This is a genomic window from Bradyrhizobium erythrophlei, assembly GCF_042430365.1.
Lineage (GTDB): Bacteria > Pseudomonadota > Alphaproteobacteria > Rhizobiales > Xanthobacteraceae > Bradyrhizobium > Bradyrhizobium erythrophlei.
Genome location: NZ_JBHMET010000229.1, coordinates 185,174 through 200,852, shown reverse-complemented (window position 1 = coordinate 200,852; position 15,679 = coordinate 185,174). Strand labels below are relative to the sequence as shown.

The window sequence follows — 15,679 nt, the reverse complement described above, 5'->3', positions numbered from 1 at the left end:
CGATCGCGCATGATCGCGGATTCGAGCGAACTGGATCCTGGATTCTGCTACGAAAAAACTGGAATCGGGAGCTTCGATTCGGATTCAATCGGCCCAGATCAAGCTCTAGTTGCCATATCTCGCGAGCCCGAGATCCGACGCGTCGATCTCGGGCGAACGCTCTCCGACCAGGTCCGCAACCACGCGAGCTGAGCCACAGGCCATGGTCCATCCCAACGTGCCGTGGCCGCTGTTGAGAAACAGATTTGCGTAGGAGGTCCGCCCGACGACCGGCGTTCCGTCCGGCGTCATCGGGCGCAAGCCCGACCAGAAGCTTGCGGCCTTTGCGTCACCGCTGCCCTCGAAAAGATCGGTTACCGAGTGCTCCAGGGTCGCGCGGCGCCGCTGCGGCAGATCGTTGGTGTAACCCGAGATCTCCGCCATGCCTCCCACCCGGATTCGATCGCCGAGCCGAGTGATCGCGATCTTGAACGTCTCGTCCATGATCGTCGATTCCGGTGCACGCGTCGGGTCCGAGATCGGGATCGTCAGGGAGTAGCCCTTGACGGGATAAACCGGAATGCGCAGCCCGATCTGGCGGGCAAGCCTGGGCGAGAAGCTGCCGAGGGCGAGGACATAGGCGTCCGCAGACAGCGGACCTGCCGAGGTTTCCACTTGTGTGATGTTTCCCCGCTCGGTCCGGAAGCCGAGGATGGTGCGTCCGTACTCAAAGGACACTCCCGCCGCGGCGGCGAGCTTCGCAAGTTCCGCCGTGAACTTGAAACAGTCGCCAGTCTCGTCATTCGGCAAGCAGAGCCCGCCGACGATCTTGCTTCGTGCATGGGCAAGTGCCGGTTCGGCGGCAATGCATCCATCCGGATCGAGGAGTTCGAACGGCACGCCGTCCGCCCGCAGCACTTCGATGTCCTTTGCAGTCCCGTCGAGTTGCGCCTGGGTGCGAAAGAGCTGGAGCGTACCTCGCGTGCGTCCGTCGTACTGGATCCCGGTCTCTTTCCGCAGGGCAATGAGACAATCGCGGCTGTACTCGGCGAGCCGCACCATGCGGCTCTTGTTCACGGCATAGCGCGTCGCGGTACAATTGCGCAACATGCCGACGAGCCAGCTGATCATTGCGAAGTCCAGGCGTGGCCGCAGAATGAGCGGAGCATGTTCCATGAACAGCCACTTCATCGCCTTCACGGGAATTCCCGGAGCCGCCCACGGCGAGGCGTATCCTGGTGACACCTGCCCCGCATTGGCGAAGCTCGTTTCAAGGGCGGCGCCGTGCTGCCGCTCCAGGAGCGTTACGTTGTGGCCAGCTTGCGCCAGATAGTAAGCCGTGGTGACGCCGATCACGCCACCGCCCAGTACAGCGACCTTCATGCAATCCTCGTGAGGCAACTCGGTTGTTCGGCCTCGTCATCGAGATAGACGCGCTCGTAGCGCTGCCCGATCGATGTGAGGATTTCGTAGGCGATTGTGCCCGCATCGCGCGCGACGTCGCCCAGGCTCTGCGTGGGCCCGATCATTTCGATCAGGTCGCCCGGGCACAACGTGTCCTGGGGAAGCGCGCTGATGTCGACGACCGTGCTGTCCATCGAGATTCGTCCAACGATGGGAAGGCGGATGCCGCGCGCGTAGGCGGCGCCGCGCCCGCTGAGGCAGCGTGGCCAGCCATCTGCGTAACCGATGCCGATGGTCGCAAGGCGCGTCCGCGCGCTGGCCCTGAAGGTCAGCCCATAACCGACACCGGCGCCCTCGGCGATCTCGCGGACCTGAATGACTCGTGCATCCAGGCGAACCACGGGGCGCAATGGCCGTGTCGAGCCCGACACCGGGTTCACGCCGTAAAGCGCGATACCGGGGCGGACCAGGTCGCCATGGAACGGGTGGCCGAGGAACGCGCCGCCGGAGTTGGCGAAGCAGAGGCGGGTTGCCGGAAACAGCGCGGCGAACTTGTCGAAGGTGGTGAGCTGATCCGCGTTTGCCGGATGATCGGGTTCATCGGCGCAGGCCAGGTGGCTCATCAACAGGACGAGTTCGATTTGATCCAGGGTTGATTGCCGTTGCAGCAGTTCTTCAATGTCACCAGCCGAAAGTCCGAGCCGCGACATGCCGGTGTCCACCTGGAGCGCTGCCGGAAGGCGGCGCCCGAGCCGGGCTCCGGCGGACGCCCATGCGTCGAGCTGCGCCAGCGAGTTGAGGACCGGCCTTACGCCCAGCGCAACGGCTTCGGCCTCGGCTTCCGGCTGTAACCCGTTGAGAACGTATAGCGCCGCTGCCGGCGGCAGATGGCTGCGCAGTTCGCGAGCTTCGGACAGGTGCGCAACAAAGAAGTCGCGGCAGCCTTCCTTCAGCAACGCGGTCGCAACATGGACCGCGCCCAGCCCGTACGCATTGGCCTTGACGACCGCGGCTACATCGGCTGGCCCGACGCGATCGCGGATCAACCGATAGTTCGACCGGAGCGCCGCCAGGTCGACGGTCAGCACCGCTCCAGCGGAAACATCGTGAGGGAGGAGAGAAGGGGGCATGGTGCGCACTGAAAAACGGATCGGCCAGACGCTACCGAAGTATTGTTCGAATGTTGATTGTTCGAGTGAAATTTCGTGTCTAGTATAGGGCCTTGACGCAATAACATTCGATACAGAGCAATAAAATGCATCCGCTGGATTCCATCGACCGACAGATTCTACGACACCTGAGAGCGGATGGGCGGATCAGCAACGTTCAGCTTGCAGCCAAAGTCGGCCTGTCGCCGTCGGCGTGCCTGCGGCGTGTGCAGCTCCTGGAGCAGCAGGGCACGATCCGCGGCTATACCGCGATTGTCGAAGGGCCTGATACCGGGGCGGGCATCATCATTATCGTTCAGATCACGTTGGAGAGGCAGACCGAACAGTTTCTGCACCGCTTCGAAGCGGCCGTTCGCAAGCATCCCGAGATCCGAGAGTGTTACCTGATGACGGGCGACGCCGACTATCTGATCCATCTCGAGGCTGAGAATGCGAGCGCCTACGAGACCCTTCACAAGGAGGTTCTGTCGCGCCTCCCAGGTGTCGCGCGGATACACTCGAGCTTCGCGATCCGCCGGGTGCTGCCGGCGCGCTAGAGTTTGATCGCTTCCGCTTGGATCGGAGATCGGTCCTCTGCGACGCTCGCTCGCTCGCAGCGGACGGGAACGATGCGGCTGGCGTCCCCTCTATTGTGCCAGCTGCCGGGCATAGGCTTGCGCCGCCGTGACCAGGGCGTCGATGCCGCGCCTGGAGCGTTCTGCGCTTGGCTTGGCCAATTCCTGCAGGATGAGGCCGTCTATGCCGGCTAGAATGAAGCGCGCGAGCGCGGTGCAGGCTGCCGCCGAAAGCTGGTTTGACCCGCGATTGGCGACCGCCAGGCGATCGCGATACAGGCGAAGGTAAGCTTCATATTGACGTTCGGCCAGCCACTGAATGCCCTCACGCAGAGCGTAGAGCGTCAGCTCATAATGAACGATCTGAATCGCCTTCGTTTGGGCGATGGCGCGCCAGGATCCCCGTAGCAACTGTTCGATGCACTGATCCATGTCGGCGTCTTCAGCCACGCGATCCTGGTGCATTCTCTCGGCAATCTGCTCGATCAGCTTTTCCAGGACGGCGACCAGCAGGGCGCTCTTGCTGTCGAAGTGATAGTGCAGCGTTGCGAGCCGAACCCCGGCCTCGGCGGCGATCTTCCGCGTCGTTGTTCCAATGACGCCAGTCTTAGACAGGGCCCGCAGGGCGCCCTCGATGATCTGGGCTCGGGTAAGGTCACTTTTCGTCGTCGGCTTGTTCATGCGGGGCATTGTTTTGCCGCTGGCGGTTCCTTTGTCAAATCGCGGCTTAAAATTTGGTCGATTGACCTGTTTTGGTCGATTGACCAATTTCTGGATTGTGACTATCGTTGCCGAGAACAATCGCCTTGGACGCACGCGCGGTCGCGACGGCACGGTCTGTCGACATTGCGCGGGCGCAACTGGGAGTCGGCCAAATGCTGAGAGTCGATGGGGAGCGGCTCTGGTCTGATCTGATGACGATGGGAGCGATCGGGGCGACCTCCCGCGGCGGCTCCTATCGTACGGCACTGTCAGACGCCGATCGGGACGCGCGAAACCTGTTCGTTCATTGGGCCAAGGAGGCCGGCCTGACGGTCACCGTCGACAGGATCGGCAACATCTTCGCTCGCCGCCGCGGAGCCGACGACAGTCTGCCGCCGGTCATGACCGGCAGTCATCTGGACACGCAGGCGCCCGGCGGCAAGTTCGACGGTGTCCTGGGCGTTCTCGCCGCGCTTGAAGTCGTTCGGACCTTGAACAGAGCGGGTGTCCAGACCAAGCGCGCAATCGAGGTCGTGAACTGGACGAATGAGGAAGGCGCGCGCTTTCCGCCGGGCGTGATGGGGTCGAATCTGTTCGCGGGGCAGACCACGCTCGATGTCTTGCTCAATACGCGTGATCGATCCGGAACGCCGATGGGCGATGAGCTGGTTCGGATCGGCTATGCGGGGAGAATCGAGGTCGGCCGGAGACCCGTGCATAGCTATGTCGAACTGCACATCGAGCAGGGGCCGGTGCTCGAGGCGGCCGGCGTCCAGATCGGAGCCGTGACGCACACCTCCAATCAGGGAGGAGGCATGATTGAGTTCATCGGCGAGAACGGCCACTTGCAGACGACCGCGATGTCGCAACGCCGGAACGCCCTGGTGGGGGCCGCACGGGTGATAGCCGCGATCGAAGAGCTTGGCATGGCTCAAGAGCCGGATGGCATGGTCAGCGCGACGGTGATCGACGTCTGGCCGAACAACCGCGTCAACATCCCGCACAAGGCGCAGGTCGGGTTTCTGGTGGTCCACGCGGATGCTGCCGGGCGTGACCGGATCCTCAATGCGATCGAGCAGCTCTCTGCGTCAATTGCGCAGGAGTGCAAATTGGGCGTCTCGTTTTCGCGGTCACCACAGCGGCACAGGTTCGAGTTTGCGCCGGAATTGGTCGAAATGACCGAGCGGGCCGCCGGCCGTCTGGGTTACTCGTCGATGCGACTTCCGACATGGACCGCGCATGACGCGCTGAACATGCATCGGGTGTGTCCGACGGCGCTCGTGTTCATTCCATGTTGCGGCGGCATTTCGCACAGTGAGCTCGAATGGTGTGAGCCCGAGCACGCAACAGCCGGCGCCAATGTTCTCGCTCACATGCTGCTGGGCCAGGCGCAACAGCTCGACGCAATCGCGGATGAATAGCCACCGGGACGGCGTCGGTCGAGGGGCGGCAGACATCATAGGCGTGCGGTGCGCGGCAAGTCTTGCGAGCAAACTGGAGGACGACATGGAGTTCAATAAGCACCTGGTCGGCGGGACGACGCGTCGCAGCCTCCTGAAGGCGGGAGCTGCGCTGGCGGTCGCGCCGGCGTTGATGACACTCGATGAGGCGCGCGCGCAGAGCATCGTGCCCAAGCGCGGCGGCACGCTGACAAGTCTGCTTACGCCGGAGCCGGTCATCCTGATGATCGGCGTCAACGCGACCGGTCCGACGCTCGTCGTGGCGAGCAAGATGTTCCAGTCGTTGTTCACCTACACGGACACGCTCGACTTCAAGCCGGTCCTTGCGAGGAGCTGGGAGATCTCCGACGACAAGCGGGTCTACAAGTTCAATCTCCAAAAGGGTGTGAAATTCCACGACGGCACACCCATGACGTCGGAGGACGTCGCATTCTCGGCGATGAAGTTCATGAGGGCGCTTTCGTTGCGCTCGCGGGTCGTCTTCGAACCGATCGAGAAGGTGGAGACCCTTGACGAGCATACCGCCGTCTTCACGCTCAAGGAGCCGCTCGCGGCCTTCATGATGGGAATCGGCGGCACCGCATTGCCGATCGTCCCGAAGCACCTCAACGACGTCGCCGACTACCGCAACAATCCCAACAACGCAAAGCCGATCGGCACGGGTCCGTTCAAGTTCGCGGAGTGGAGCCGGGGCTCCTTCATCCGCCTGACGCGACACGATGAATACTGGAAGCCGGGACAGCCGTACCTCGACGAGATCATTTATCGGATCGTTCCCGATAGCCAAAGCCGGGCGCTGGCGCTGCAATCCGGACAGGTACTGCTCGCCGGCGGCAGCGACATCGAGCCGTTCGATCTTCCCCGCTTCCGCCAGCAACCCGGGCTGAACGTCACGACCAAGGGATGGGAATATTACGGACCCATGTCCTGGATCGAGATGAACAAGCGGGTGAAGCCGCTCGATGATGTCCGCGTGCGGCGCGCGATGAGCATGGCGATCGATCGCGATTTCGTGGTTCAGAAGCTCTGGTTCGGCATCGGCAAGCCGGCCACCGGTCCGTTCTGTGCAACGACACGGAACTATGATCCTGACGTGAAAATGCTACCCTTCGACATCGCTGCAGCCAACAAGCTGCTCGACGAGGCCGGCTACAAGGCAGACTCGCGCGGGCTGCGTTTCACGATCCGGCATCTGTCGCTCCCCTATGGGGAGGTGTGGACCAGGTTGTCCGAGTATTTCCGCGCGGCCATGCAGAAGGTCGGAATCAATGTCGTTGTCGACTCGGTCGATGGTGGCACGCATTCGGCGCGCATGGGAAATTGGGAGTTCGAGACCAGCGTCTCCTACATCTACCAGGCTGGCGACGCCAATATCGGTCTCGAACAGTATCTTTCGTCGGCGAATATCAAGCGCGTTCCATTCAACAATGTCGGTGGCTATCGCAACGACCGGGTTGATCAGATCCTGGCGACGACCCGCACGCTGACCGATCTTGCTGAACGGCAGAAGCTGCTGTCCGAGCTGCAGCGCATCGTGATCGAGGACATGCCCTATCTGTTCCTCACCCAGATGTCGTTTCCGACCTACTACTCGAGCAAACTAAGCAATCCGATCGCCAGCGGAATGGGGATCTCGGACAATTTCGACGACGTCTTCTTCACATGAACCCCAGAGGCACGCTTTCGCTGGCCCCCGTGCTGGCTCGCCGGGTCGCCAAGATAGCGGCGATGGTCCTTGCGATCGTCGTGGTCAACTTCCTGCTCATCCATGCAGCCCCCGGTGATCCGGCAAGCGCGCTGGCCGGGCAATCCGGACAGGCCGACGAGCAGTTCATGGAGCAACTTCGGTCCCAGTTCGGGCTCGACAAGCCGTTGCCGGTGCAGTTGTGGATCTACCTCAAGCATGTCCTGACGCTGGATCTGGGCATTTCCCACCGCCTGCAGCGCCCGGTGCTGGCGTTGATCCTGGAGCGCCTGCCCGCGACCCTGCTTCTGACCGGATCGGCATTCACGTTCGCGCTGCTCGGTGGAATAGCCCTCGGCGTTTGCGCATCGCGGCGTCCGGGCGGCATTGTCGACAGCCTGATCGCTGCGGTCTCGCTGGTGTTCTACGCAACGCCTCTGTTCTGGGTCGCTATTCTCCTCGTGATCGTGTTCGGGATGTGGCTCGAATGGCTCCCGACGTTCGGCTTGATGACGGTGGGTGTCCGGCTGCAAGGCATCGATCTCGCGATCGACGTGATCAGACATGCCATTCTGCCGGTGGTTACGCTCGCCTTGTACTATTCGGCTGTCTACGTTCGCCTGACGCGGTCCTCGATGATGGAGGTCGCGACACAGCCGTTCGTTCGAACCGCGCTCGCCAAGGGTGCCAGCGATGCGCGTGTGACCTGGGTTCATGTCCTCCGCAATGCGCTGCTGCCGGTGATCACCATTGCCGGAATTCAAGTCGGACATCTCGTCGGCGGATCCGTGCTGGTGGAAACCGTCTTCGCCTGGCCGGGCATCGGAAGCCTGGCCTTCGACGCCCTGCTGTCGCGAGATTACGAGCTTTTGCTCGGCATCTTCCTCTGCACTTCGGTTCTGGTCCTCGTGGTCAATCTCCTCACCGATCTTCTCTATCTTGCGGTCGATCCGCGCGTGCAGGCCTTGTGATGATGCGTTTCCCTGTTCGTTACCCACGTCTGGCCGCCGGGCTAGCCATTCTCGCCGCCGTGATGCTGGTCGCGATGGTCGCCCCTTTCGTGTTTCCGTTCTCGCCGTGGGACATGCGCGGCGCCCCGTTCATTCCGCCAGGCAGTGTTGAATTCCCTCTCGGGACCGACGCGTTGGGGCGCGACATCGCGGCTGCGATTGCTCACGGTGCGGTCGTATCGCTGTTGATCGGCGCCGTATCGACCGTGGTGGCGCTCGGGATCGGAATCGGCTTCGGCGGGACCGCCGGCTATGTCGGCGGACACGTGGACGATGCGGTCATGAGGTTCACCGAGTTCTTTCAGACCATTCCGACGTTCCTCTTCGCGATTCTCCTGGTGGCGATCTTCAGTCCGAGCATCATCTCGATCATCGTCGCGATCGCATTGGTATCGTGGCCGCCGATTGCGCGCGTCGTAAGGGCGGAGTTCATGACGCTGCGGCAGCGCGAGTTCGTTCAGGCAGCGGACGTGTTGGGGGTGTCTCACCTCCGGATCATGTTCCAGACCCTGCTGCCGAATGCCCTGCCGCCGGTGATCGTGCTGGCGAGCCTGATGGTGGCAAACGCGATTCTTGCCGAGTCGGCGCTTTCCTTCCTCGGCCTTGGCGATGCCAACTGGATGTCGTGGGGGTTCATGGTCGGGGCCGGTCGTAGTGTGATCCGTATCGGTTGGTGGATAAGTGTGCTGCCGGGACTTGCAATATTCATCACGGTGCTCGCCTTGAACCTGATCGGAGAAGGTTTGCAGGTCGTGCTCAATCCGCGCCTGGCGGGGAGTGATCGGCCGTGACCGCCCCGCTGCTTCAAATCAAGGACCTGACGATCGGGCTCCCGCCTCGGGCCGATCGACCATTCGCGGTGTCTGACGTTTCCCTGAGCGTCGGCGCCGGCGAAATCGTCTGCGTCGTCGGCGAAAGTGGCTCCGGCAAGTCAATGATCGCGAATTCGATCATGGGATTATTGCCGACGGCGCTAACTGTGCTCGGCGGCGAAATTCATTTGAACGGGACGAACCTGCGTGACCTCTCGCGGGACGCGATGCGCAAGGTGCGCGGTGCGCGCGCGGGTATGGTGTTCCAGGAGCCGATGGCCGCCCTCAATCCCCTGATGCGGATCGGCGACCAGATCGCGGAGGTTTTCGCGGTCCACGGGCAGGCGGCGACGCGGGACCGCATCGAGGAGTTGTTGGGTTCGGTGAATCTGCCGGACCCGGCCTCACTGGCGCGCGTTTATCCGCATATGCTGTCGGGCGGGCAGCGACAACGCGTGGTCATCGCGATGGCTGTCGCCCTTGAGCCGGCCCTGTTGATCGCCGACGAGCCGACCACTGCGCTCGACGTCACGACGCAGGCTCAGGTCCTAAAACTCATCCAGGACATTCAGCGTCGCAGGAACACCGGCGTATTGTTCATCACGCACGACTTCGGCGTCGTCGGCGAAATCGCCGATCGCGTGGTCGTCATGCAAGACGGGCGGGTTGTCGAACAGGGCAATGCCCGAGACGTTCTGAACCGCCCGTCGCACGACTATACAAGGAAGCTGCTGGCGGCGGTCCCGAAACCGCGCGCCGGAAAGGCGCAGCCACGTCCCTCCGGTACCGTCCTGGAGATCACCGGTCTGCGGAAGACGTTCTGGCGCGACCGGGTGGAAGTCGCGGCCCTCAATGACGTCAATCTCGTCGTCCGACGCGGAGAGACCATGGGGCTGGTCGGAGAGAGCGGATCTGGGAAATCCACCCTTGCGCGGTCCATCGTCAATCTGGTGGCGCCCGGTGCAGGCGACGTCAAGTTCGAAGGCGAAAGCCTGCGGAATCTCTCGAGAGGCGATTGGAAGCGGCTGCGTAGGCGAATCCAGTTCCTGTTCCAGGATCCCTATGCGTCTCTCGATCCACGCCGGCGCGTCGGCGATATCATTTCGGACGGCCCGAGGGCCCACGGCGCGAGCCGGGCTGAAGCGACAGCGATTGCACGCGAGAAGCTGAAGCTGGTCAGCCTGGAACCGTCGGCGATTGACAGGTGGCCGCATGAGTTCAGCGGCGGCCAGCGCCAGCGAATTGGCATAGCCCGTGCGCTCGCCATGAATGCCGAGCTGCTGATTGCGGATGAGCCGGTTTCGGCGCTCGACGTTTCCGTTCAGGCCCAGATATTGACGCTTCTCGAGCGCCTTCGCGATCAACTCGGCCTGACCATGCTGTTCATCACCCACGACATGCGCGTCGCTGCGCAGATATGCGATCGGATCGCGGTGATGAAGCACGGCGCGATCGTCGAGGAGGCCGCGGCGCAGGACCTGCTGCGCGATCCCAAGCATTCCTACACGCGAACATTGCTGGCATCAGTTCCGGGCTTGCTTGACGACGTGCAGGCGACAGCAAGATCCAAAGGAGTTACGGCGTGACGATCGTTCCCGCGCCGCCTCAACGGCTAGGCGCAAGCGCTTCCTCTCGCTTCCGTCACCAGCCCGACGCACCCGCCCAGCAATCCAGACCGCATGTTGCAGGCGATGCCGCCTGCATCCGCACGAGACAACCGGAGAAGAAACGATGAGCATTCGGCCAAATTCCATTGAGGCCCGTGACGTCGCACACGTGCTGCACCCTTACACGAATGCGGTCGTTCATGAGAAGGAAGGGCCGCTCTTGATCGAGGGCGGAGACGGCATCTACGTCGTCGACAGCGACGGCAACAGATATCTTGAGGGATTGGCCGGGCTGTTCTCCGCCTCGCTCGGTTTCAGCGAGCGTCGTCTGGTCGACGCCGCAACGCGTCAAATGAGCAGGCTGCCATTCTATCACAGTTTCAGCGGCAAATCGCATGAGGCTGCCGTTGAACTCGCCGAGCGGCTCATCGAGCTGGCACCGGTTCCGATGAGCAAGGTGTTCTTTGCGAATTCCGGTTCGGAGGCGAACGACACGGCGGTCAAGCTGGTCTGGTACTACCACAATGCGATCGGCAAGCCTGAGAAGAAGAAGATCATCTCGCGGTTGCGGGCTTATCACGGCGTGACGGTGGCGGCGGCGAGCCTGACCGGTCTGCCCGTCAACCATCGGGATTTCGACCTTCCAATTGGCCGGATCCTGCACACCGACTGCCCGCTGTATTACCGCTATGCCCAGACAGGCGAAAGCGAGGACGCGTTTGTCGCGCGCTGCGTGGAGGCGCTGGAGCAGTTGATTCAGAAGGAGGGGCCGGAGACCATTGGCGCTTTCTTTGCCGAGCCGTTGATGGCGTCGGGGGGCTGCATTGTTCCGCCACCAACCTATTACGAGAAGATCCAGGCGGTTCTCAGGCGATATGGCATCCTGTTGATCGCCGACGAGGTGATCTGCGGTTTTGGCCGAACCGGAAATATGTTCGGCTGCGAGAGCTTCGGCATGAAGCCCGACATGATCTCCATGGCCAAGCAGCTTTCCGCGTCCTATCAGCCGATTTCGGCGTTGATGATCAATGAGAGGATCTATGGCGCCATTCGCAGCGAGAGCGAGAAGATCGGCACGTTCGGCCATGGGTTCACCTATGGTGCGCATCCGGTCGCCACGGCCGTCGCACTTGAGACGCTGAACATCTACCGGGAGCGCGACATTCTCGGCCACGTCAGGTCTTTGACGGCCGATTTTCAGGCGGGCTTGCGCGCGTTCGCCGATCATCCCCTGGTGGGCGACGCCCGCGGCATGGGCCTGATCGGAGCTCTCGAGCTGGTGAAGGACAAGACAACGAAGGAGCTTTTCGATCCGGCCTGGGGTGTCGCGCTGGAGGTCGGCAAGCGAGCGTTGAAGCACGGCCTGATCACCCGCGCACTCGGCGATACCGTCAACTTCTGCCCGCCGCTGATCATCAACAAGGCGGAGATAGCCGACATGTTCGCGCGCGCGAAGCTCGCGCTGGACGAAACCTACGCATGGCTCCAGGCGGGCAGGCGGTAAGCATTCATCAGGGCTCGAGGGTTCACGCCGTCCGGAGCATGCTCCGGGTCGGCACACTGCCAATCGAACGCGACATGTCGCGCAGGGCAAAAGGGACAGGAGACACCATGGTTCATGTTTTCCGATCGACGGAGCTTGTTCCGCACAAGCGCGGCGAGGAGTTCGGCGCCGTGCATGCTGATCGCATCAACGAGAGCATCCGCGCCTATTCCTACATCTACTCCGAGCTGGTCGGCCGGAAGCTGGATTTCAAGCGGGATTTCTCGGCGTTCGGTCTCGAAGCGCTCAAGGCGATCCGGGATGTTTCCCCGAGCCTTTGCGACGAAATAGAAGGCATGGCCGCTGGCGCGGGGCTGGATTCCACGGTTGTTGGCGCGCTCAACGCCAGAACTGAAATCCTCGCGAAGCTTCGCGCCGCTTACCCCGGAGAGTGCTCGGCCGTCGTTCACGTTGAGCCGTCAGGCGATACGCCGATCGCGTTGCAGAACTGGGACTGGTTTGAGCCGGCCGCTGACAACTGGTTGGTGTGGGAGATCCCCCACCAGGACGGGTCGTTGACGACCACGTTCACCGAATTCGGCATGGTGGGCAAGATCGGAATCAACAATCATGGGATCGGTGTTCTTTTCACTATCCTGCGGCACGCGCATGACGGCAAGGGCGTCGGCTTCCCGGTCCACGTCGCGGCGCGTCACGTGCTCGACGAGGCGACGAATATCGCGCGGGCGATGCGGCTGTTGGTGGCCGCGAAGGTATCCGCGTCGAGTTCAATTAATCTGGTCAGCGTCGAAGCGGGAAAACGAACCGCCGTGAGCGTCGAACTTTTTCCGGGTGGGCCTGGATTCGTGTTTCCGGATGGCAAAGGTCTCCTGGTTCGCACCAATCACTTTCTTTCGACGGAGGGCGCGAAGGGTGATCTGGTCCCGACGACGTTTCCGGATACGCTGCTGCGTCGCGACATCTTGATGCGAAGCTTTGCGCGGCTGGAGCGACCGACGGTCGAGGACATCCTTGCGGCCATGACCGATCGCGTGGGCGGTGAATTTGCCGTGTGCGCGATTCCAACGGCGGGGCAGCCGCGTCCGGTGCGCAAGACAGCTGCCACAATTATTCTCGATTTTGATCGGGCCTCACTCAAGATCATAGATCGTGCAAGTGACGCTCCGCTCCAGTGAAGCTGTTCGAAGGAGCGCCCAGCGCCGCGGTCGGCTTCAGATTGAGGTAATTTAACACCGAATTCGGTCGCGGATTCATCACGTATGCCATTCCGAAAACGGCGATTGCGCGGTTTCTGCCCTTATGCATCAATGGTTGGAATTCCTGACCATCGTTCAATCAAACTTCGTTATGGCCGCTCCCGATCTTGATCCCGATCTGCTGAAAGCTTTCGTCGCGGTTGCCGACTACCGATCTTTCACCCGCGCAGCGACGGTGCTTCATCGCACCCAGTCGGCGGTGAGCATGCAGATCAAGCGGCTCGAGGAGCGGCTGGGTGTCGCGTTGTTCGTTCGCACCAAATCGCATGTGGATCTCAGCGCATCTGGCGAAGCCTTGCTCGGCTACGCTCGACGGATCCTTTTGCTGAACCAGGAAGCGGTTGATCGCCTGCGCGAACAGAAGGTCGAAGGCTTGGTGCGGCTTGGCGTGATGGACGATTATGGAAGCCTGGTGCTGCCGCCGATGCTGTCGAACTTTGCGAGCAACTATCCCGGAATCCATGTCGAAATGGAAACCGGACTGACCGCGCACATGCCTCAGCGACTGGGTGAAGCCTTCGATCTGGTCATTGCGATGCATCCGGTCGGCGAAGGCGGCGGCGAAGTCCTGCGTCGTGAGCAGGCGGTCTGGGCCAGCAGCGCGGCCGAGCCCGTCGAGCAGCTCGATCCCTTGCCGGTCGCACTCTATCCGCACGGCTGTCTGTTCCGGAAGTGGGCAACGGAGGCGCTGGACAGAAACCACCGCCGCTGGCGCCTGGCGTTCGTCAGCCACAGCATGGCCGCGGTCGAGTCCATTGCGGCGCAAGGATTGGCTGTGACCGTCTTCAAGGCAAGCACGTTTCCGAAGAAGTTGCGCGCGCTGACCGAGCGCGACGGCATGCCGCGACTGCCGGCTGCGGACATCTGCCTCCATCGCGCGCCGAACATCTCAAGGCCGGCCTCACTGCTTGCAGATCATATCGTGCTTGGCATGGAGCAGCCGGTCCTGAACGTCGCAAGCTAGGCCGCGTTCTCATGCTTGCCGCCAATACTGCTGCGGCCGCTTCGAGCAGCCGCAGGCGCGATGCACGTCGGAGCGCCCGGCATGCCTCATCAGAAGTCGGAATGACCTTTAACAACAATGCCATTGCCGACGGTGCTTGCTGATCATATCGACGATCTCGATGCTCAAGGACAAGCGGCCCACGATCCAGGGAACATAAACGAAGATGCTGTTGGACACGCATCGCCACAGGCCGAAGCCATTCAGGATCGCGATCACGGATGAGACGCTCTCCGACCTGAAACGTCGGCTGCAGCAAGTTCGTTGGCCGGACCAGATCAGTGCCGGATGGGATTACGGCACCGACCTTCGCTATCTTCGCTCGTTCGTCGACTACTGGCGCGACCAGTATGATTGGCGCAAGCATGAGGCCGAGCTCAACGAGCTCAGCCAGTATACCGTCGCGCTCGACTCGATCGACCTCCATTACATCCATGTCGAGGGCAAGGGGCCGAACCCGATGCCCTTGTTGATGACGCATGGCTGGCCAAGCTCGTTTGCGGATTTCCGCCGGATCATCCCGATGCTGACGGATCCTGCCCGCTTCGGTGGCGATGTGAGGGATGCCTTTACGGTCGTCGCGCCGTCGATGCCCGGGCACGGCTTTTCGTTCCGGCCGAACCAGCGGCGCTTCAGCATTCTCGAGATCAGCGATACCCTGGCGAAGCTGATGATCGACGTTCTCGGCTATAAGCGGTTCGGCTCGCAGGGCGGCGACTGGGGCGCCTTCGTGAGCTCGCGGCTTGGCTACGCCTATCCCGAGAACGTCGCCGGCATCCAGATTTCGTTGCTGACGATCCCGCGCGAACGCCCCGCGGTCGACCATCCGACGGCGGAGGAAGACGCGTTCTTCGCGCAGCTTGCCGACTGGCTCAAGGAAGAGACCGGCTATATCCAGATCATGGGCACCAAGCCGCAGACCCTGGCTTATGCACTTTCAGATTCCCCGGTCGGTCTCGCAGCGTGGATTTTGGAGAAGCTGCGGTCCTGGACGGATTGCAACGGCGATCTCGACGCCTGGCTCGGCCGCGACGTGCTGGCTACCAACATCATGCTCTACTGGGCGACGGGGGCGATCGGATCGAGCTTTTGGCCGTATTACGCAAGGCTGCATGGTCCCTGGATGGTGCCGGCCGGAGAGCGCGTCCAGGTGCCGTGCGGCTACGCCGACTTTCCGAAGGAGTTCCTGCGTCCGCCGCGTTCGTTGGCGGAACGCATGTACGGCAACATCACGCGCTGGACGACGATGGAGCGCGGCGGGCACTTCCCGGCGCTGGAGCAGCCCGAAGCACTGGCGGAGGAGATTCGCGCGTTTTTCCGGACAGTCCGGTGATTGCCCGCCCGAGGGCGCAGCTATGTCTTCTGCGGGGGCGCTGCCGGAAGCGGGCGCAGACGCGCTGCGGCCCGCCGCGGATGGCGAGCCGCGTGCTGCGATATTCAGATTCATGATGTCAAACAGCCACGGTGATACGGGGCCGCGATCTCGCGGCGCGCTGCGCCCGAGTCTTGCATCTCGTTCCGCCCTCCTTGAAGTA

At 62.2% G+C, this 15,679-nt stretch carries 13 protein-coding genes; 10 read left to right on the top strand and 3 right to left on the bottom strand.

From position 1 onward, the window contains the following. Nucleotides 1–105: 105 nt before the first annotated feature. Together ACFFWD_RS33390 and alr are read right to left on the bottom strand one after the other, a co-directional pair. On the bottom strand, nt 106–1,362 hold the full coding sequence (locus ACFFWD_RS33390; protein ID WP_376972750.1) for a D-amino acid dehydrogenase: 1,257 nt from the start codon (nt 1,360–1,362) through the stop codon (nt 106–108). Then, nucleotides 1,359–2,513, bottom strand: a complete 1,155-nt coding sequence (gene alr / locus ACFFWD_RS33385; RefSeq protein WP_376973068.1) for an alanine racemase — start codon at nt 2,511–2,513, stop codon at nt 1,359–1,361. Before alr ends, ACFFWD_RS33390 begins: the two co-directional genes overlap by 4 nt. Nucleotides 2,514–2,638: 125 nt before the next feature. Between alr and ACFFWD_RS33380 the strand changes: the two genes are divergently transcribed. Continuing rightward, nucleotides 2,639–3,088 (top strand): Lrp/AsnC family transcriptional regulator, encoded by a 450-nt coding sequence (locus ACFFWD_RS33380; RefSeq protein ID WP_376972748.1) that lies wholly within the window; start codon nt 2,639–2,641, stop codon nt 3,086–3,088. A 90-nt stretch (nt 3,089–3,178) separates the two neighbouring features. On the opposite strand, the gene ACFFWD_RS33375 is transcribed toward ACFFWD_RS33380, so the two are convergent. Continuing rightward, nucleotides 3,179–3,787, bottom strand: coding sequence for a TetR/AcrR family transcriptional regulator (locus tag ACFFWD_RS33375; protein ID WP_376972746.1), 609 nt, complete (start codon nt 3,785–3,787; stop codon nt 3,179–3,181). A gap of 194 nt (nt 3,788–3,981) precedes the next feature. Here ACFFWD_RS33375 and ACFFWD_RS33370 point away from each other — a divergent pair, with 194 nt between their 5' ends. The 9 genes from ACFFWD_RS33370 (at nt 3,982) to ACFFWD_RS33330 (ending at nt 15,477) form a co-directional block, all read left to right on the top strand. After that, nucleotides 3,982–5,229, top strand: a complete 1,248-nt coding sequence (locus tag ACFFWD_RS33370) for an allantoate amidohydrolase (protein WP_376972744.1) — start codon at nt 3,982–3,984, stop codon at nt 5,227–5,229. 85 nt (nt 5,230–5,314) lie between these two features. Next, a complete protein-coding gene (locus tag ACFFWD_RS33365) occupies nt 5,315–6,934 on the top strand; it encodes an ABC transporter substrate-binding protein (RefSeq protein WP_376972742.1) in 1,620 nt (539 codons plus the stop codon). A gap of 20 nt (nt 6,935–6,954) precedes the next feature. Beyond that, a complete protein-coding gene (locus tag ACFFWD_RS33360) occupies nt 6,955–7,923 on the top strand; it encodes an ABC transporter permease (RefSeq protein ID WP_376973066.1) in 969 nt (322 codons plus the stop codon). After that, a complete protein-coding gene (locus ACFFWD_RS33355; protein ID WP_376973064.1) occupies nt 7,923–8,753 on the top strand; it encodes an ABC transporter permease in 831 nt (276 codons plus the stop codon). Before ACFFWD_RS33360 ends, ACFFWD_RS33355 begins: the two co-directional genes overlap by 1 nt. Further along, nucleotides 8,750–10,360: a dipeptide ABC transporter ATP-binding protein gene (locus ACFFWD_RS33350; protein ID WP_376972740.1), complete on the top strand. Its 1,611-nt coding sequence runs from the start codon at nt 8,750–8,752 to the stop codon at nt 10,358–10,360. The genes ACFFWD_RS33355 and ACFFWD_RS33350 overlap by 4 nt, the downstream gene beginning before the upstream one ends. 145 nt (nt 10,361–10,505) lie before the next feature. Next, complete coding sequence (locus ACFFWD_RS33345; protein ID WP_376972738.1) at nt 10,506–11,885, top strand: aspartate aminotransferase family protein; 1,380 nt, start codon at nt 10,506–10,508, stop codon at nt 11,883–11,885. Nucleotides 11,886–11,992: 107 nt separating this feature from the next. Next, on the top strand, nt 11,993–13,060 hold the full coding sequence (locus tag ACFFWD_RS33340; protein ID WP_376972736.1) for a C45 family autoproteolytic acyltransferase/hydrolase: 1,068 nt from the start codon (nt 11,993–11,995) through the stop codon (nt 13,058–13,060). Between the two features lie 172 nt (nt 13,061–13,232). Beyond that, on the top strand, nt 13,233–14,105 hold the full coding sequence (locus ACFFWD_RS33335; RefSeq protein WP_376972734.1) for a LysR family transcriptional regulator: 873 nt from the start codon (nt 13,233–13,235) through the stop codon (nt 14,103–14,105). Between the two features lie 205 nt (nt 14,106–14,310). Further along, on the top strand, nt 14,311–15,477 hold the full coding sequence (locus ACFFWD_RS33330) for an epoxide hydrolase family protein (protein ID WP_376972732.1): 1,167 nt from the start codon (nt 14,311–14,313) through the stop codon (nt 15,475–15,477). Nucleotides 15,478–15,679: the final 202 nt, after the last annotated feature.